Source organism: Amycolatopsis sp. NPDC000009, from assembly GCF_055563465.1.
Window position 1 is genome coordinate 36,824 of sequence record NZ_JBVHDI010000024.1, and the last position, 17,861, is coordinate 54,684.

Annotated in this window: 19 protein-coding genes; 8 read left to right on the forward strand and 11 right to left on the reverse strand. The window is 68.8% G+C overall.

Features of this window, described 5'->3' with window-relative positions; translation table 11 throughout:
* Positions 1–62: 62 nt before the first annotated feature.
* Positions 63–1,232 carry an MFS transporter gene (locus ACZ3HL_RS38545; RefSeq protein WP_465410443.1) on the reverse strand — a complete coding sequence of 390 codons (1,170 nt, stop codon included), beginning with the start codon at positions 1,230–1,232 and terminating at the stop codon, positions 63–65.
* Positions 1,233–1,284: 52 nt separating this feature from the next.
* Here ACZ3HL_RS38545 and ACZ3HL_RS38550 point away from each other — a divergent pair, with 52 nt between their 5' ends.
* Complete coding sequence (locus tag ACZ3HL_RS38550) at positions 1,285–1,590, forward strand: ArsR/SmtB family transcription factor (RefSeq protein ID WP_465536523.1); 306 nt, start codon at positions 1,285–1,287, stop codon at positions 1,588–1,590.
* Here ACZ3HL_RS38550 and ACZ3HL_RS38555 read toward each other — a convergent pair.
* Positions 1,567–2,424 (reverse strand): extracellular catalytic domain type 1 short-chain-length polyhydroxyalkanoate depolymerase, encoded by an 858-nt coding sequence (locus tag ACZ3HL_RS38555; RefSeq protein WP_465536525.1) that lies wholly within the window; start codon positions 2,422–2,424, stop codon positions 1,567–1,569. The two genes, ACZ3HL_RS38550 and ACZ3HL_RS38555, sit on opposite strands and share 24 nt — an antisense overlap.
* Positions 2,425–2,540: 116 nt before the next feature.
* Between ACZ3HL_RS38555 and ACZ3HL_RS38560 the strand changes: the two genes are divergently transcribed.
* Positions 2,541–3,812, forward strand: coding sequence for a tannase/feruloyl esterase family alpha/beta hydrolase (locus ACZ3HL_RS38560; protein ID WP_465536526.1), 1,272 nt, complete (start codon positions 2,541–2,543; stop codon positions 3,810–3,812).
* Between the two features lie 4 nt (positions 3,813–3,816).
* Entirely contained in the window at positions 3,817–4,401 is a 585-nt protein-coding gene (locus ACZ3HL_RS38565; protein WP_465536528.1) for a nitroreductase family protein, read from the forward strand.
* Here ACZ3HL_RS38565 and ACZ3HL_RS38570 read toward each other — a convergent pair.
* The 5 genes from ACZ3HL_RS38570 to ACZ3HL_RS38590 form a co-directional block, all read right to left on the reverse strand.
* Positions 4,379–6,214, reverse strand: coding sequence for a helix-turn-helix domain-containing protein (locus tag ACZ3HL_RS38570; protein WP_465536530.1), 1,836 nt, complete (start codon positions 6,212–6,214; stop codon positions 4,379–4,381). The genes ACZ3HL_RS38565 and ACZ3HL_RS38570 overlap by 23 nt on opposite strands.
* Positions 6,211–7,527, reverse strand: a complete 1,317-nt coding sequence (locus ACZ3HL_RS38575) for an MFS transporter (RefSeq protein WP_465410437.1) — start codon at positions 7,525–7,527, stop codon at positions 6,211–6,213. The genes ACZ3HL_RS38570 and ACZ3HL_RS38575 overlap by 4 nt, the downstream gene beginning before the upstream one ends.
* 23 nt (positions 7,528–7,550) lie before the next feature.
* The gene (locus tag ACZ3HL_RS38580; protein WP_465536532.1) at positions 7,551–8,309 is read right to left on the reverse strand and encodes a 3-hydroxybutyrate dehydrogenase; all 759 of its coding nucleotides are present in this window, start codon (positions 8,307–8,309) and stop codon (positions 7,551–7,553) included.
* A 159-nt stretch (positions 8,310–8,468) separates the two neighbouring features.
* Entirely contained in the window at positions 8,469–9,200 is a 732-nt protein-coding gene (locus tag ACZ3HL_RS38585; protein ID WP_465536534.1) for a Fic family protein, read from the reverse strand.
* Complete coding sequence (locus ACZ3HL_RS38590) at positions 9,197–9,694, reverse strand: phosphoribosyltransferase (RefSeq protein WP_034314770.1); 498 nt, start codon at positions 9,692–9,694, stop codon at positions 9,197–9,199. Before ACZ3HL_RS38590 ends, ACZ3HL_RS38585 begins: the two co-directional genes overlap by 4 nt.
* Before the next feature lie 115 nt (positions 9,695–9,809).
* Between ACZ3HL_RS38590 and ACZ3HL_RS38595 the strand changes: the two genes are divergently transcribed.
* From ACZ3HL_RS38595 to ACZ3HL_RS38605, 3 genes are all read left to right on the forward strand, one after another.
* The gene (locus tag ACZ3HL_RS38595) at positions 9,810–10,388 is read left to right on the forward strand and encodes a GNAT family N-acetyltransferase (RefSeq protein ID WP_465536536.1); all 579 of its coding nucleotides are present in this window, start codon (positions 9,810–9,812) and stop codon (positions 10,386–10,388) included.
* Between the two features lie 100 nt (positions 10,389–10,488).
* Positions 10,489–12,459: an acetate--CoA ligase gene (acs, locus tag ACZ3HL_RS38600; RefSeq protein WP_465536538.1), complete on the forward strand. Its 1,971-nt coding sequence runs from the start codon at positions 10,489–10,491 to the stop codon at positions 12,457–12,459.
* A 154-nt stretch (positions 12,460–12,613) separates the two neighbouring features.
* Positions 12,614–13,099, forward strand: coding sequence for a DUF6319 family protein (locus tag ACZ3HL_RS38605; protein WP_192744012.1), 486 nt, complete (start codon positions 12,614–12,616; stop codon positions 13,097–13,099).
* A gap of 54 nt (positions 13,100–13,153) precedes the next feature.
* On the opposite strand, the gene ACZ3HL_RS38610 is transcribed toward ACZ3HL_RS38605, so the two are convergent.
* Together ACZ3HL_RS38610 and ACZ3HL_RS38615 are read right to left on the reverse strand one after the other, a co-directional pair.
* Entirely contained in the window at positions 13,154–13,489 is a 336-nt protein-coding gene (locus ACZ3HL_RS38610; RefSeq protein WP_465536540.1) for a cupin domain-containing protein, read from the reverse strand.
* On the reverse strand, positions 13,486–14,790 hold the full coding sequence (locus ACZ3HL_RS38615) for an MFS transporter (protein WP_465536541.1): 1,305 nt from the start codon (positions 14,788–14,790) through the stop codon (positions 13,486–13,488). The genes ACZ3HL_RS38610 and ACZ3HL_RS38615 overlap by 4 nt, the downstream gene beginning before the upstream one ends.
* A gap of 107 nt (positions 14,791–14,897) precedes the next feature.
* On the opposite strand from ACZ3HL_RS38615, the gene ACZ3HL_RS38620 reads away from it, so the two are divergent.
* Complete coding sequence (locus tag ACZ3HL_RS38620) at positions 14,898–15,578, forward strand: DUF2848 domain-containing protein (RefSeq protein ID WP_465536543.1); 681 nt, start codon at positions 14,898–14,900, stop codon at positions 15,576–15,578.
* On the opposite strand, the gene ACZ3HL_RS38625 is transcribed toward ACZ3HL_RS38620, so the two are convergent.
* Together ACZ3HL_RS38625 and ACZ3HL_RS38630 are read right to left on the reverse strand one after the other, a co-directional pair.
* Positions 15,542–16,318, reverse strand: coding sequence for a tRNA(His) guanylyltransferase Thg1 family protein (locus ACZ3HL_RS38625; protein ID WP_465410426.1), 777 nt, complete (start codon positions 16,316–16,318; stop codon positions 15,542–15,544). The genes ACZ3HL_RS38620 and ACZ3HL_RS38625 overlap by 37 nt on opposite strands.
* Positions 16,305–16,766 carry an AAA family ATPase gene (locus tag ACZ3HL_RS38630; protein WP_465411192.1) on the reverse strand — a complete coding sequence of 154 codons (462 nt, stop codon included), beginning with the start codon at positions 16,764–16,766 and terminating at the stop codon, positions 16,305–16,307. Before ACZ3HL_RS38630 ends, ACZ3HL_RS38625 begins: the two co-directional genes overlap by 14 nt.
* Positions 16,767–16,886: 120 nt before the next feature.
* On the opposite strand from ACZ3HL_RS38630, the gene ACZ3HL_RS38635 reads away from it, so the two are divergent.
* Entirely contained in the window at positions 16,887–17,606 is a 720-nt protein-coding gene (locus tag ACZ3HL_RS38635) for a VIT1/CCC1 transporter family protein (protein WP_465536545.1), read from the forward strand.
* Positions 17,607–17,861: the final 255 nt, after the last annotated feature.

The window sequence follows — 17,861 nt, forward strand, 5'->3', positions numbered from 1 at the left end:
GGCACATTGGGGACACCACAGCACAGAGAAGTGGTAGCAAAGGTCCCTTGCTCCCCTCCGGATCAGGCAGGTTGGGCCACCTTCGCCCGCGAAGGCACCGAAAGCCCGAAGCCCAGCAGAGCGACGAAGGCGGCAACGGGACCGACCCACCAGACGCCCGCGGACGACAGGACGACGCCACCCAGCGCGGCCCCGAGGGCGCCACCGGCGTAGATCGCGGAACCGTTGAGCCCCATGGCGACCGTCGGCGCGTCGGGCGCCAGCGAGAAGAGCCGGTGCTGCTGCGGCACCATCAGCATCCCGCCGAACACTCCCGAAGCCAGCGCGAAGACCACCGAGCCGGGCAGGCTCAGCACGGCGACGTCCAACAGCGCCAGCGTCACGACCGTCCCGATGAGCGAGATCGCGCGGACGCGCGCGGGGCCGAGCGAGTCGGTGGCCCGGCCCGCGAAGGCGTTGCCCGCGATCTGCCCGATCCCGAAACCGACGAGCAGCCACGAGATCATCGCGCCGGCCGCCACCGGAGCCACCAGCACCGGCAAGTACACGAAGGCCGCGAAGCCCGCAGCGGTACCGAGAACGCTCACGCCGAGCACGCGCGCGATAGGCGGCCGCGCGACGACGGCGAGCCTGTCACGCAACGAAACCGTCGGCATCCGAAGCCCGGGGAGCAACGGCACGAGCAGCGTCACGACCACCGCCACCGCACCGATCCCCCACATCACCGTGCGCCAGCCGAACCAGTTCCCGGCCAGCACCCCGATCGGCACGCCGAGCACCATCGACACGCTCATCCCGGCGGAGACCGTGGCCAGGGCGCGGCCGCGGCGCTCGTCCGACGCCAGCGCACCGGCCAGGACGTAGGCGTTGGACTGGAACGCGGCGGCGCCGAGGGCGGCCAGCACGCGGGCGACGGCGACCACGGCGAAGGACTCGCCGAGCGCCTGACCGGCCATGCCGATCGTGAACAGCACCATTCCCGCGCCGAGCACCCAGCGCCGGTCGAGCCGTCCGGTGAAGGCCGCGATGAGCGGCGAGGAGATCGCATAGGTCACCGCGAAAACGGTGGTCAGCTGGCCCGCGACCGCTTCGGAAACACGCAGGTCCGCGGCGATGGTGGGCAGCAGCCCGTTCAGGACGAATCCGTCGGTGCCGACGGTGAACGTCCCGACGGCGAGTACCAGCAGAGCCCCCAGAGCGAGCCGATCATTTGATGATCGTCGAATCGTCATGGGAGGTATAGTGACGGCACTGTTCGATGACTGTCAAATAGTTTGGAGTGCCGTGAGCAGCACGCTGCCGCAGCCGTCGATCGACGAGATCGAGATCGTGCCGGTGCTCCAGGCGCTCGCGGATCCTGTGCGCCTGGAGCTGATCCGCGCCCTGCGAAGCAACCCTTCGCCGCGAAGCTGCGCCATCACCGAGTACGCCGTCGACATCAGCGCACCGACCCTCTCCCACCACTGGAAGGTGTTGCGCGAGGCCGGCCTCACGACGACGTTCGTCGAGGGCCGGACCCGCTGGGTCGAGCTACGCACCGAAGACGTCCACGCGCGCTTCCCCGGGCTACTGGACGCCGTCCTCGCCTAGCCGCCACTTCGCCGCGAGTTCCGCCGCGGCGCACACGCCGACGTCGAGCAGGTACGGGCCCGCTTGGCCGCAACCGGACCCCGGCGCGATCGGCTGACCGTGCCCCATCCCGGTGACAGCGTGCGTGTCGACGGCCGCACCGACTTCGGTCCACTGCTCGTCAAGCTCGCGCATGTTCATCGGAGCGACGGTGTAGTCCGCGGTCCCGTGCCAGACGCTGACCGGCGAACGCGATCCCGTGCCCGCCGCCCGCACCTTGTCGCCCCACTGCTTCGGCGTCAGGTCCTTGCCGGGGTTCATGCAGGAGTACGCGTCGATCATCGAAGTCGCGCAGCCATAGGGCAAACCAGCGACGACACCACCGCCCGAGAACAGTTCCGGGTACGCCGCCAGCATCACCGAAGTCATCGCGCCACCGGCCGACAAGCCCGTCACGTACGTCCGGCTCCCGGCCGCGAACCTCGTCATCTGCGCGATCGATTCGGCTTCTCCGGATCCTCGCTTGCTGTCGCCCGTCTGGAACCAGTTGAAGCATTTGCTGAAGTTGTTCACCGAAACCTGTTGCGGCAGAACGAGTTTGAACCGCAGCCGGTCCGCGAGGCCGACCCAGCCGGAGCCGCGCGCGTATCCGGCGGCGTCCTGGGTGCAGCCGTGCAGCACGACCACCGCCGGACGTCCGGACGGCAGCCCGTCGGGAACGTATTCGAACATCCGCAACGCACCGGGATTGCTCCCGAACCCGGTCACCGGACGGATCGTCGCCGCCTGTGCCGGAGCCTGAGAAAGAAGGACCAATGCCGAAACCACCGCGCCGATGAGGAGTTTTCGCATCATCCGAGGCTAAAACCGGCACCCGTGGGGTTTCCACGTGGAAGACCACCACAGCGGCGGCCCGTTTTGTGTGGCCGCGCCGGGTACCCCCACCCGAAAACGCCGCTTACCGTCGTCCGATGCGGCTCTTTCTGGTCCTCGCGATGATGCTGGCCCTGGCTGTGCCCGCCCAGGCGGCGGGCGGTTGCGCGAACGTACGCGTGCCCGGGGCGGCGAACCAAAAACTGTCCTGTTTGGACGATCTGACGACCGCAGGCACCCTGGTCACCGGGCACACCGTGCAGGCCGACTGGGCCGGGCTCACCTCCGCCGGGTTCCCCGCCCCCAAGGGCGTTCCCGGTATCCAGATCGACGGCTACTTCCCGGACTCCTCGAGGTCCAACACGACACACGGCTGGAACCACGACGCGCAGTTCGTGCTGCGGCTGCCCGATCGCTGGAACGGCGGACTCGTGGTTTCGGGATCGCCCGGGGTGCGACGGCAGTACGCGAACGATCGCGCGATCGGCGACCAGGTCCTCGCCGCCGGCTACGCGTTCGCCGCCACCGACAAGGGCAACACCGGCGCTGACTTCCACACCGACGGACGCCGCCCCGGTGACGCGCTCGCCGAGTGGAATTCACGGGTCACCCAGCTGACGGTCGCCGCGAAGGCCGCCGTCGCGCACCGCTACGGGCGCCTGCCGAGCCGCACGCTCGCGGCCGGGATGTCGAACGGCGGTTACCTCGTCCGCTGGCAGCTCGAGAACCGGCCGTGGCTCTACGACGGCGGCATCGACTGGGAGGGCACGCTTTGGCACGAAGACGGCCCGAACCTGTTCACCTTCCTGCCGCCCGCGATCAAGGCCTACCCCGCGTACGCCGCCGGTTCCGCGCAAGCCCACCAAGAAATTCTCGACGCCGGTTTCGCGCCGGGTTCGGAATTCCTCTGGCCGTACCACAACGACGTCTATTGGGGCCTGACCCAGCGCATCTATCAGGCCGAATTCGATCCGTCGTTCACCGGGACCGACTACGACTACGCCGCTCGCCCGCCGTCGGTGCACCGCGCGGTGGAACGGATCTCGCTGACCGGCCGGATCGGCAAACCGCTGATCACCCTGCACGGCACCCTCGACACGCTCCTGCCGATCACCCACGATTCCGACGTCTACCAGCGGATGATCGCCGGACAGGGCCGCGCCGGGCTCCAGCGCTACTACCGGATCGTCGACGGCAACCACGTCGACGGCCTGTACGACGCGTCCCCGGACAAGCTGCGGCCCATCGGCCCGTGTTTCCGCACCGCGTTCACCGCGCTCGAAGGCTGGCTCGACGGCGTCCGCCCGCCCGCTTCCGCGACGATCCCGCGTGCGAGCGGTGACCTGGCGACCACTTGCGCACTAAGCTGATCGCATGGAATTCCAGGACGTCGTACGACGCCGTCGCATGGTCCGGAAGTTCACCGACGAACCCGTCGCCGAGGCGAGCCTTCAGCGCATCCTGCGCAACGCGCTCAAAGGCCCCTCCGCCGGTTTCTCACAGGGGCAAGGCTTTCTCGTCCTCACCGGCGGGGAACTCGCGAAGTTCTGGGAGTTCGGGGCGAGCTGGGCACCGGATACCGTGACCACGGCCCCGGTCGCGATCGTCCCGCTCTCGGTCAAGAACGCGTACCTCGACCGCTATGCCAAGCCGGACAAGGGCTTCGCCGAGGGCGACGACTCGTGGTGGCGGGTGCCGTACTGGGACGTCGACACCGGGATGGCGACGATGCTGATCCTCCAGACGGCCGTCGACGAAGGTCTCGGCGCGGTGTTCTTCGGGCTGGCGCCGGAAAGCGTGGAGCGGCTGCACGGCGAATTCGGGGTGCCGGAGGATCACGACCCGATCGGCGTCGTGGCGCTCGGACACGGTGCCGAATCCGGCCCGTCGCCCGGCTCGTCGGCGACCACGATCGCCCGGCGCGAATTCGGCGACGTCATCCGTTTCGGTCATTGGTGAGGCGGTGCAGCCTGAGCGCGAGCTGGAGTTCCAGCGCGCGCTCGGGCGCCTGCCAGTGCTCACCCAGCAGTGACGCGATGCGGTCCAGCCGCTGCACGACCGTGTTGACGTGCACGTGGAGGAGGTCCTTCGCGCGCGTCAAGTTGCCGCCGCAGGCGAAATACGCGCGGAGTGTGCCGATCAGATCCGTGCCGCGGCGCTCGTCGTAGTCGAGCACCGGGCCGATCGTGGCGGTCACGTACGCGCCGAGGTCGGCGTGCTCGCCGAGCAGCAGCCCGACGAAACCGAGGTCGGCCATGCTCGCGCCTTCCCCCGCCCGACCCAGGGCCAGCAACGACGCGACGCAGCGCGCGGCTTCGGCGTGCGCCACGGCCAGCTCCCTCGGTGACGCAGCCGGCCCCGCCGCGCCCACCGTCACCGGACAGTCCATTGTGGACGCCAGTTCGGCGGCGACGGACCTGGCCAGCGCCCCGGCGTCCGCGCCGCGGACCAGCAGGACGACCTCGTCGGCATGGACACCGACGAGATCCGCGTACCGGGCGGCCGCGGTGGCCAGCCTCCGCCGGGAGACATCGTCGGCATGCGCGACCAGCACCGCGTGTGATGTCGACAAATCGACCCCCAGGCGGCGACCGCGGGCCAGTAGCGCGGCGGGATTGCGGCCGGGCGCGGTGAGCAGGTCCGAGAGCAGCTCGCCGCGCACCTCGTCCTCGGCGCGCGCGACGGAACGCCGTTGCATCAGCAGCACCGCGGTGACCACGCCCGCCCGCTCGAACAGCCGCCGATCGGCCTCGCCGAGCGACCGCCCGCCGCCGAGCACCAGGCTGCCGAGTAATTCCTGCCCCGCCTGGACCGCGCACAGCCAACCGTCCTCAGTGGACACAGCGCGCCCGCTCGTCCTGGACGCGGAAACCGCCGCACGCGAGAGGTTCAGCTCGCCGCCGGTCCGGGCGAGGACGACGCCGTCGGCGTCGTAGACGGCGATCGCACCGCCGAGGACGTCCGCGACCGCGGCGGCGACCTCGGCCAGATCGCCGCCGCGCAGCACGAGATCCATCAGCCGGTCGTGCGCGTCCTCGGCGCGGCGCATCGCGTCGTTGTGCGCGCTGATCGTCGCGTTCGCGGCGTTCAGTTCGGCGACCGCGCGGCGCGTCTCGTCGAGCAGATGCGCGTTGTCCAGCGCGATCGCCGCGTGGTCGGCCAGCGACGACAGCAGCGCGACCTCGTCGGGTGAGAACTCGCGGGTGGTGCGGTCGGAGGCGAACAGCACCCCGATGACCTTGCTGCCGATCGCCAGCGGCACCCCGAGGATCGCGGTCAATCCCTCGTCGAGCACGCCGGTGTCGATCGACGACGTGTGCCGGAACCGCTTGTCGTTGAAGTAGTCCGCCGTCGCGTACGGCCGCGCGGTCTGCGCGACCAGCCCGCCGAGCCCCTCGCCCATGCCCAGCACGATGTCCTGGAACAGCGCGGAAACCGACCCGTCGGTGACCCGGACGTAGGTGTTGCCTTCGGTTTCGTCGTTGAGGCTGAGATACGAGACGTCGACACCGAGCAACGCCCGTGCCCGCCGCACGATCGACCGGAGGACGGCGTCCGGATCGTCCAGCCGCGCGAGGTCGCTCGCCGTGTCGAACAACGCGGCCAGCTCCGCCTCGCGCCGCCGGTGCTCCGCGACGGTGTCCCGGATCCGCAGCGCCAGCTCGGTGGCCTTCGGGTCGACGGGGACGTGCGCCAGCTGCTCGCTGCCCGCCCCGGAGGCGAGCAGTTCGAGCAGCCGGCGCAACTGTGCGGAACTGTCCACAAGGGTCATGCTGACACGCGGCCGCGCTCCGTGAGAACCTCGGAGTGGAGCGACTCGCCCTTGGTCTCGCGGGCGGCGAGCAGGGCGATCACGGTCAGCACGCACATCGCGACCACGTAGAGCGAGACCGGGATCGTGCTGCCGAACTCCTTGAACAACGCGACCGCGATGAGCGGCGCCACCGCCCCGGCCGCGATCGACGACAGCTGACCGCCGACCGAAAGGCCGGTGTAGCGCACCCGCGTCGGGAACTGCTCGGAGAAGAACGCGGCCTGCGGGCCGTACATCGCGCCGTGCAGCACGAGCCCCACGGTCGCCGCGAGAATGATGACACCCGAATTCTTCGTGTCGAGCATCGCGAAGAACGCGAAACTCCACACCGCCATGCCGACCGCGCCGAACAGGTACACGGGGCGGCGGCCGATCCGGTCGGAAAGCATGCCCCACAAGGGAATGGTCAGGAAGTGCACGGCCGAACCGATGAGCACCGCGTTGAGTCCCGCCGATTTCGGCAGGCCCAGCCCGGTGGTGACGTAGACGAGGATGAACGCGGTGATCACGTAGTACGAGACGTTCTCCGCCATGCGGGAACCGATCGTGATCAGCACCGCGCGCCAGCTCTTGCGGAACACTTCGACGACCGGGGCGTGCGTGGTCGCGTTGTTCTTCTGCGCCGCGAGGAACACGGGCGATTCGCTGACCGCGAGCCGGATCCACAGCCCGATCACCACGAGGACACCGGAAAGCAGGAACGGGATCCGCCAGCCCCAGCTGAGGAACGCCTCGTCGGACTGCGTCGCGGCGAGGATCGCCAGGACCGCCGTCGCGAGCAGATTACCGCCGGGAGCACCGCATTGCGGCCAGGACGCCCAGAATCCGCGGCGTTTGTCGTCGCCGTGTTCGGAGACGATCAGCACCGCGCCACCCCATTCGCCGCCGAGCGCGAAACCCTGCACGAGCCGCAGGAGCGTCAGCAGGATCGGCGCCAGGACCCCGACCGTGGCATACGTCGGGAGGATGCCCATCGCGCAGGTGGAACCGCCCATCAGCAACAGGCTCAGCACCAGCAGCTTCTTGCGGCCGACGCGGTCGCCGAAGTGGCCGAACACCAGCCCGCCGATCGGGCGAGCGAGGAAACCGACGGCGTAGGTCAGGAAAGCGAGCAGCGTGCCGGTGAGCGGATCGTTGGTGGGGAAGAACAATTTGCCGAACACCAGCGCCGCGGCGGAGGTGTAGAGGAAGAAGTCGTACCACTCGATCGTCGTTCCGATCAGGCTGGCGCTGACGACCTTCGCGATCGAGCCACGGTTCTGTGTGGTCACCGAAGACGTCCTTTCTTGGGGATTCACGCGGCGGTCCAGCCGCCGTCGAGGGGGATGGAGGTGCCGGTGACATGGGCGGCGTGCTCGCCGGACAGCCAGAGCACGCACGCGGCGACGTCGGCGGGTTCGATGAGCCGCTTGATCGCGGAACGGCGTAGGAGGACTTGTTCGATCACCGCGTCGCGTTCGAGACCGTGCTCCTCGGCCTGCGCCTGGAGCTGGCCGGTGACCAGCGGCGTGCGGACATAGCCGGGGTTGACGCAGTTGCTGGTCACGCCGTGCTCCGCGCCTTCGAGCGCGGTGACCTTGGAGAGGCCTTCGAGCGCGTGCTTCGCGGTGACGTACGCGGATTTGAACGGGCTCGCGCGGAGGCCGTGGACGCTGGACATGTTGACCACGCGCCCCCAGCCGCGGTCGTACATATGCGGCAGCGCGCGGCGGATCAGCAGGAACGGCGCGGTGACCATGAGCGCCTGGATGCGGGTGAACGTCTCCGGCGGGAACTCGTGGATCGGCGCGATGTGCTGGAAACCGGCGTTGTTGACGAGGATGTCGATCTCCGCCGGGAGGGTCTCGACGGCCTGGGCGTCGGTGAGGTCGACGACGTGCGCGATGCCGTCGACGTCGGCCGCCGCCTTCTCGACGGCGTCGTCGATGTCGGCGAGGTGGACCTTGGCCCCCGCCTCGGCGAGCGCTTCGGCGCAGGCCAGGCCGATCCCGCTCGCCGCGCCCGTGACCAGCGCGGATTTACCGGCCAGATCGCTGTGATACGCACCACTCATGCCGGACGACGTTAGGTCTCCCGGCCCGCTTAAGCCATGTGGTCACGAACCACACCTGGGCAAGATCCCGTGTGGGTTCACCCCACTCCCGCATTTCGTCCTTTGAATGCGGTCGTTGGTATCGCGAACCACCGCATTCAGAGGACGAAATGCGGGAGGTCAGCCGGCGGCATCGGAGATCGACTTCGCCTCGCGGGCGCCCGCCTCGAACGCTTCACACGAGAAGAGCAGCCATGCGCGGACGCCGTCGGGAGTGCCGGAGCTGAAGGCCGAAGCGGCCTCGAGATACTTCGGCACCCGCCGGAAGTACGCGACCTCCGGCACCGTCAGCGCCTTCGGATCCAGCCCGGTCGCCACCGCGGAAAGCCGCGCCGCAGCCCGCGCGACGATACCGTCCGCGGAGCCGAAAGGCTTGAGCGCCAACAGTTCCCCGTGTACGACGGCGGTCAGCACCGGCCCCGGCACCGACGTCGCGCCGGTGACCAGTTGCGCCAGCATCTCCAGCCGCGGCCCGACGTCACCGGACGACCGCGGCCGCCCCAGCGCGTCGAGATCCGTCACCAGGTCCGACGCGGCGAGAACGTGCAAACGCGCCAACGCCTGCAACGGCGCACGCCGCCACGTCGGGAGCAGACCCTCCAGCGCTTCCGCGACGCGCAGCGCGCCCGCCAGCACCGGATCGGTCACTTCACCGGATTCGGGCAGTTCGGGCGCGGCGCCTTCGATCCCGGCCGACGCCCGCGCCGACCGCACGGACGCTTCGGCGGCCGTCGCCGCGCCACCGCGCAGGTTGGCGGGCAGCCGGTGGACGGCGAACACCGCGTCCTGCGCCGATTTCGCGGCCGCGGCGACCCCTTCGAGGTCCAGCAGCGGCTTCAGCGGATCAGTCACGCGTCCAGCACCTGGCCCACGCGCCGCACCACGGGCGCCTGTACCGACCATGGGAAGTTGATCCAGCGGTCCGTGTGCTTCCAGACATACTCGCATTTGACCTCGGAGCGCGGCTTCTCGTAGACGACCGCGCAGCGCACCTCGGCGACGTGGTCGGCGCAGAAGTCGCGGACCAGCTTCAAGGTCGCGCCGGTGTCCGCGACGTCGTCGGCGACGAGCACCTTCTTCTTCGTCAGGTCGACGACGTTCGGCACCGGCGGCAGCATCACCGGCAGATCGAGCCGCTGGTCGACGCCGGTGTAGAACTCGACGTTCATCACGTGCAGATTCTTGACGTCGAGCGCGTAGCCGAGCGCGCCGGCGACGAACAGCCCGCCGCGCGCGATCGACAGGATGAGGTCCGGCTCGAAGCCGTCGTCGGCGACGGCTTGCGCGAGCTCCCTGCTGGCAGTCCCGAACAACTCCCACGTGAGCTCTTCCCGCTCCTCGGCCATGCTGCCTCGCCTTCGTCGATCGTTCCCGCGAGCATAGGCAACGGCTTAGTGGCCTTCTCGAATGCTTCGAAACTGGCTATCCAGTAAGGCCATTGCCGGTCGTAACGTCAAGATCGTGACCGACTGGAACGACCATGCGACCTTGACCGGCGAACGCGTCCGCCTCGAACCCCTCACCCGCGACCACACGAAGGGCCTGTTCGCCGCGGGCTCCGACCCGGCGATCTGGACCTGGCTCAGCCTCCGGCAGCCGCAGGACCTCTCCGCGGCCGAAGCGATGGTCGAAGACATCCTCGCCGACGCCGACCGCCGCGCCTGGGCCCAGATCGACGCGCGCACCGGCGAGGTCGCGGGCACGACGTCGTTCTACGCGATGAGCGCGCGCCACAAGATCGTTTCCATCGGCCACACCTGGATCGGTTCCGAATGGCAGCGGACCGGGCTCAACCGCGAGTCGAAACTCCTGTTGCTGCGCCACGCTTTCGACGACCTCGGCGCGAACCGCGTCTCGTGGGAGACCGACATCCGCAACCTCAAGTCGCAGAAGGCGATCGAACGTCTCGGCGCGCAGCGGGAAGGGGTGCTGCGCGCGCACCGCGTCCGGCCGGACGGAACCATCCGTGACACCGTCGTCTACTCCCTCACCGGACCAGAATGGCCGGCGGTCCGTACCGCTTTGTCCTCAAGCGTGTGAATGCCGCGCGCAACCACGATGCAACCTTTTACTTCGCGTCGTAACGTCGATAGCGTGCCAACGGGCGTGAAGACACGCGAATCACAGGAGGCATCGCACCATGACCGAGCAGTCGCCGGCGCTGGACAATTTGCTCACGGAGAGCAGGACCTTCCCCCCGAGTGAGGCTTTCAGCGCGCAAGCGAATGCCACCGCCGACTTCTACGCCGAAGCCGACGCAGACCGGGAAGCGTTCTGGGCCAAGCAGGCCGAGCGCCTGCACTGGGAAACGAAGTGGTCGCAGGTACTGGACTGGACCAATGCGCCGTTCGCGAAGTGGTTCGTGGGCGGGAAGCTCAACGTCGCGTACAACTGCGTCGACCGCCACGTCGATTCCGGGCACGGCGACCAGGTCGCCATCCACTGGGTCGGCGAGCCCGGCGACAGCCGGGACATCACCTACGCACAGCTGAAGGACGAGGTTTCCAAGGCGGCGAACGCGTTCGAGTCCCTCGGCCTCGAGGCGGGCGACCGCGTCGCCATCCAGATGCCGATGGTGCCCGAAGCGATCGTCGCGATGCTCGCGTGCGCCCGGATCGGCGTCCTGCACAGTGTCGTCTTCGGTGGTTTTTCCCCGACAGCCCTGCGTTCTCGCGTGGACGACCAGGCGGCGCGGATCGTCATCACCACCGACGGCCAGTACCGGCGCGGCAAGGCCGCCCCGATGAAGGCCAATGTCGACGAAGCGCTCGAAGGCGCCGAATCGGTCGAGAAGGTCATCGTCGTCCGCCGCACCGGCGAAGAGGTGCCGATCACCGAAGGCCGCGACCTCTGGTGGCACGACTTGGTCGACGGCCAGTCCGCGGAGCACGCGCCGCAGGCGTTCGACTCCGAGCACCCGCTCTTCATCCTCTACACCTCCGGCACCACCGGGAAGCCGAAGGGCATCCTGCACACCTCCGGCGGCTACCTGACCCAGGCGGCGTACACGCACCACAACGTCTTCGACCACAAGGCAGGCGAAGACGTCTACTGGTGCACCGCCGACATCGGCTGGATCACCGGGCACACGTACATCGTGTACGGGCCGCTGGCGAACCGGACGACGCAGGTCGTCTACGAAGGCACGCCGAACACCCCGCACGAGGGCCGCCACTGGGAGATCGTGCAGCAGCACAAGGTCTCCATCTACTACACCGCGCCCACGCTGATCCGCACGTTCATGAAGTGGGGCAACGAGATCCCGCAGAAGTACGACCTCTCGTCGCTGCGCGTGCTCGGCAGCGTCGGCGAGCCGATCAACCCCGAAGCGTGGATCTGGTACCGCGAGAACGTCGGCGCGAACTCGGCGCCGATCGTCGACACCTGGTGGCAGACCGAGACCGGCGCGATCATGATCTCGCCGCTGCCGGGCGTCACCTCCACGAAGCCGGGCTCGGCGCAGAAGGCCCTGCCGGGCATCTCGGCGAAGGTCGTCGACGACCAGGGTGCCGAGGTCGGCAAGGGCGGCGGCGGGTACCTGGTACTCGACAAGCCGTGGCCGGGCATGCTGCGCGGCATCTGGGGCGACGAGGAGCGGTTCCGCGAGACCTACTGGTCGCGCTTCGCCGACCAGGGCTACTACTTCGCCGGCGACGGCGCGAAGTACGACGCCGACGGCGACGTCTGGCTGCTGGGCCGGGTCGACGACGTGATGAACGTGTCCGGGCACCGCATCTCGACCACCGAGGTCGAGTCCGCGCTGGTCTCGCACCCGACGGTCGCCGAGGCCGCCGTCGTCGGCGCGACCGACCCGACCACCGGGCAAGGCATCGTCGCGTTCGTCATCCTGCGCGGCAACGCCGTGGATGGCGGCGATGAGGCCGTCCAGGAGCTGCGCAACCACGTCGCGAAGGAGATCGGGCCGATCGCGAAGCCGCGGCAGATCCTGGTCGTGCAGGAGCTGCCGAAGACGCGGTCCGGCAAGATCATGCGCCGTCTTCTGCGTGACGTCGCCGAGAACCGCCAGGTCGGCGACGTGACCACGCTGGCCGACTCGTCGGTGATGGATCTGATCTCGTCGGGCCTGAAGTCCGGCAAGACCGAGGAATAGCACCCGGAGCGGCCCGTTCCCCGCGAAATTCGCGGGGAACGGGCCGTTCTCCGCGTCCGACACGCCTACCACACCCCGGTTCGCTCTACTCGAACGCCTGTTCTAGGATGTGCCGGGTACCACCCCATACCCGGGCAAGGAGACGACACCGACGATGACCGTGGATGCCTTGACACGCACTGACGCCGTGTCCGAAGAAGCGGCTACCGAAGCGCCCGTCGACTCGACGCCGCAGGCGGAGACGGCCGAAGCCCCGGCCGAGGCGAAGACCGAGACTCCGGAAAACCCGGAGCCCGCTGCCGAAGAGGCAGTGGCGGAGTCCCCCAAGCCCAAGCGCGGCCGCCCGAAGGTCGCCACGACGGCGAAGAAGACCCGCACCGTCGAGCTGACCCTCACGGTCACCGGCACCGCCGACGGCGAGTGGCAGGCCGAGCTCAAGAACGGCAGCAAGTGGGTCGCGAAGGGCCTGGAGATCCCGGCCGCGGCCGTGTCCCGCGCCGCCAAGGAACTGCACGCCGACCTGTCGGGCCCGATCGACGAGGTCATCAACGCCGCCCGCGAGCTGCAGGCCGCGAAGGTCGCTCAGCTCGAAGCCGAGCTGGAGAAGGCGAAGCTGGCGCTGGCCGAGCTGGACGCGTAAGACTTTCCTCCTGACCGGGGCGGACGCTGGAAATCAGTGTCCGCCCCGGTTTTTTCATTCCGCGATCGGCGGCCGCGCGGGCAGCGGCGTCTTGAACTCGATCCACCGACTGTCCACAATGGCCTCGACGCTGTGCGGGACACCGCGCGGGTGGACGATCGTGCCGCCGGCTTCGAGGGTCACTTCCCGGCCGTCGAGTGTGCCGCGCAGCGAACCCGAAACCAGGTACACGATGCTGTCGTGATCGTGGCTGTGCACGGGAGAAGCGACACCGGCCGGGTAGGAGATCTCGTACGCCAGCCCGCCTTCCGCCGTGGCGAGCGTCCGGAACCGGCCGTGCCCGCCGGTCAGCGGGAGACCCTCCACTGTGGACATGGTCGTCCAGTTCATCGCACGGGCTCCATGGCGGCCGCCTCCTCGCGGTCCGGGTCACGGGCGAGTGCGACACCGACGACGGTCACGACGGCGGTGGCGAGCAGGTAGATCCCGATCGCGATCCACGTGTCGAAACCGGCCAGCAGCGCCGTGAACAGCAGCGGCGCGGGCGCCCCGCCGATCACGCCGGCGAGGGTGTACGCCAGCGAGCTGCCGGTGTAACGCAGCCGCGGCGAGAACTGTTCGGTGACGAGCGCGGCCTGCGGCCCGTAGAGCGCCGCGTGGATGACGAGCGCGAGCACGATGCCGGTCGCCAGCATGAGGAACGAACCGCCGCTGACCATCGGGAAGAACACGAACGGCCAGATCCCGGCGGCGATGGTCGCGACCAGGTACATCTTGCGCCGGGAGACCCGGTCCGACAGCGCGCCGAACAGCGGCATCAGCACCAGCTGGAACGCCGAACCGATCATCACCGCGGCCAGCCCGGCGCCGCGCGAGAGGCCGGTGTGCGTGGTGACGTACGTGAGGACGAAGACGGTGAACAGCGCGTACAGCACGTCCGGGCAGACCCGGATCAGCACGGCCGCGACCAGCGCGCGGCGTTCGGTGCGGAAGACCTCGGAGATCGGTGCCGACGAGCGTTCGCCGCGCTCTTGGAGCTGCTTGAAGACCGGCGTCTCCTCCAGCTTCAGCCGGATCCAGAGGCCGAACCCGACCAGCGCGCCGGAAAGCAGGAACGCGATCCGCCAGCCCCAGCTGTTGAACTGGTCCTCGGTGAGCAGCCCGGCCAGCACGGCGAGGACACCGTTGGCGAGCAGGTTGCCCGCGGGCGGGCCGATCTGTGCGGCGGACGCCCAGAAACCACGTTTGTCCGGATCACCGAACTCGCTCGACAGCAGGACGGCGCCACCCCATTCGCCACCGATGCCGACACCCTGCGCGAACCGCAGCGCGACGAGCAGCACCGCCGCGAAGCCGCCGATGGTCTCGTACGTGGGCAGGACACCGATGAGGAACGTCGCCACCCCGGTGAGCACGAGCGTCATGACCAGGATGCGCTTGCGGCCGAGCACGTCGCCGAGGCGGCCGAAGAGGAACCCGCCGAGCGGCCGCGCGAGATAGCCGACGGCGTAGGTGGAGAACGCCGCCATCGTGCTCGCGAGCTGGTCTTCCGAGGGGAAGAAGAGATTCCCGAAGATCGTCGCGGCCGCCACCGAGTAGGCCGCGAAGTCGTACCACTCGAGCGCCGTGCCCGAGAGGCTGGCCGCGAAGGCCTTGTGCAACGAACGCCGGTCACCGGCTGGTGAGGTCATGTCCACATCCGTCCGTAGGAGATCCGCAACCCCGCCGGGAGGGGTTGAATTGCGGATATACTCCTTGTATACAAGCTGTATGCGCAACCCCCAATCTCGGAGGACAGATGCCTGAGCTGCGTTTCACCCTTCCCGACGGCCAGGAGCGGCGGACCGAGGTCCACACGCTGCTGAACGCCGGATACGCCGGTCGCAGCCAGGAGGACGTCGCCGCCCACGTGGCCGAGCTGGCCGAACTCGGCGTCCCCGCGCCTTCGGTGATCCCGGCGCTCTACCCCGTCGCGCCGTACCTGGCGAGCCAGACCGACGAGGTCCCGGTGCAGCACGAGCGGACCTCCGGCGAGGCCGAATGGGCTATCGTCATCACCGGCCCCGCGCCCGAGGACGTCCTCCTGACCGCCGCCTGCGACCACACCGACCGCGCGCTCGAAGCGCACGGCGTCGCGTGGAGCAAGAACGCGGGCCCCGACGTCCTCGCCGCCAAGGCATGGCGCCTGGTCGACGTCCAGGACCGGCTCGACGATCTCACGCTGTCCGCCTGGGCCGGGGAAACCCTGATCCAGCAAGGAAAGCTCGCCGAACTGCTGCCGCCGTCGTACTGGCTGGACGTACTGCGCGAGCGTGACCTCTACGCCCCCGGCACCGTGCTGATCTCCGGGACCATCCCGATGGTGCACGGCGTCGACCAGTTCGCCGGCTCCTGGCGCGTGGAACTGGGCGACCCGGCGACCGGCGAGACGATCGAACTCGCCTACACCGTGCGGCGGCTGCCCGAACCGATCGGCTGAAGCAACTCGCCGAGGAAGGCCCGGTACTCGTCCTTCATCGGCAGCTCGCGGTCCAGCCGGACGCGGCGGCGGGTCGCGGCGACCTCGATCCCCCGCACCGGATCGAATCCGGTGCGCTCGTAGGACTCCCAGTACAGCCCGACGCCGCGCCGTTGCCAGGCGGGGACTTCGGCGAAGTTGACGCCGTGCGCGAAGAGCAACTCGTTCTTCTCGGAGACGCCAGCGCCTTCGAGAGCCGCTCCGGCCTCGCTCGCCGATTTCCCCGCCTTGCGCAGGATCCAGTAGCACCAGCCGTTGAGCGCGCATCGGGCCGCGTCCGCCTGGCGCCAGGAGAAATAGTCGACGACGTCGTCCGTCGTCGTGCCGAGCCAGACGCGGCCGTCGAAGTGCGCGGGCACCCCCGCCGCGTGGGTGAACGCGGCCGACGCGACCCCGGCGGAGATCGACACGAGCTTCTCCACACCTCGGCCGAACAGATCGGCTGTGGGAGGGAGCACGAGCGAGATCTCGTCGCTTTCCGTGTACACGTAGGGCGAAGCGAACTCCGCCAGCAACGCGCTCGCCGCCTCGGCCATGCAGTCGGCGAGACGGGGATCGAACGGCTTCTCGAACCGCGCTTCGGTGAACTTCGAGAAACCCCGGCCGTCGACGCGGAGCACCGTCCAGGCCCCAGGCGGCACGGTCAGCCCGTGGAACCACTCCCGTTCTCGTTGCCGTGCCTCGAAATCACCGGCGTCCATGGTTCACCCCCGCTGCGACGACGAAACCGCCTTTCCCGTCGAAACCGACGGTGTACAGCTCGTCGAAACCGTCTTCGGCGCTCGGGCGCCTGAGGCGTTTGAGCGTCGCATACAGACCGACGTCGGGCACCCGGGTTTTCCCTTTCCGGCGCGCGTTGCGCTCTCGGGAGCCTTCGAGATCCGGCGGGAACCAGTAACCGAGGACCCGCGCGCCGTACCGCCTGGCGACTTCGACCAGCGGCGCCCATTCCTCCGGCGAGGGGTTGGTGTTGTCCACGACCACCGAACGGCCGTCGTCGAGCGCTTCGGCCAGCATCCGCAGTTGCCGGACCTGCGGCCGCCGGGCATTGGGGAAGGTGTCCTTGCTGACGTGGACGTGCGTCCCCGCGAACTCGCGCCGGAAGAACGTCGACTTCCCGGACGCCTGGAGCCCGATCAGGATCACCATCTCCGCCACGGGCACAACGTAGCCGATGGGTTAGGTTAGGCAATAGTCAATAAGGATTGCCTCCATTGACCGAAACGGTCTTCGCTCGCCGGGTACCGTTCTTTGTGTTTCACTGAAAAGGTGACCGATACCGTATCGACTTCACATCCGCACGAACCGCACGCGGACCTCGGCGGCAAGCTGAACTGGTTGCGCGCCGGGGTTCTCGGCGCGAACGACGGGATCGTCTCGGTGGCGGGCATCGTGGTCGGCGTCGCGGGCGCGACCACCGACTCCACCGTGATCGCCACCGCGGGAATCGCGGGACTGGTCGCGGGCGCGCTTTCCATGGCGGGCGGCGAATACGTCTCCGTGAGTACACAACGCGACACCGAACGCGCGCAGTTGCGGCTGGAAAAGCGCGAACTGAAAGAGATGCCGGAAGCCGAGGAACGGGAACTCGCGGAAATCTACGAAGAGAAGGGCCTTTCGCCGGAACTCGCCGCGGAGGTCGCCCGCGAGCTGACCGAAAAGGACGCGCTGCAGGCGCACGCCGAGGCCGAACTCGGTATCGATCCGGACAATCTGACCAGTCCGTGGCAGGCGGCGTGGGCCTCGCTGGTGGCGTTCACCGTCGGCGCGCTGCTGCCCCTGCTGGCGATCGTGTGGACGCCGACCTCGGCGCGGGTGTGGGCGTGCGCGTCCGCGGTCGTCGTCGGGCTGGCGCTGACCGGGTTCATCAGCGCGAAACTGGGCGACGCCCGGGCCGGCCGGGCGATCGCGAGGAACGTCGGCGTCGGCGCGCTGACGATGCTGGTGACCTACTACGTCGGCGTGCTGTTCGGCACCACCGTCGGCTAAGCCCCGTCTCTCGTGCTCAAAGGCGTAACTCGCGTGATCAGACGGACGACACGCGTGCTTGGACGGACGACACGCGTGATCAGACGGCGAACTCACGTGATCAGAGACGTAACTCGCGTGATTGAAGGCGTAACTCGCGTGATCGAAGACGCACATCGACATCGCCGCCCAATCACGCGAGTTCGCCGTCTGAGCACGCGAGTTCGCCCTCGAGCACGTGAGTTACGTCTTCGAGCACGCGAGTTACGTTTTGGG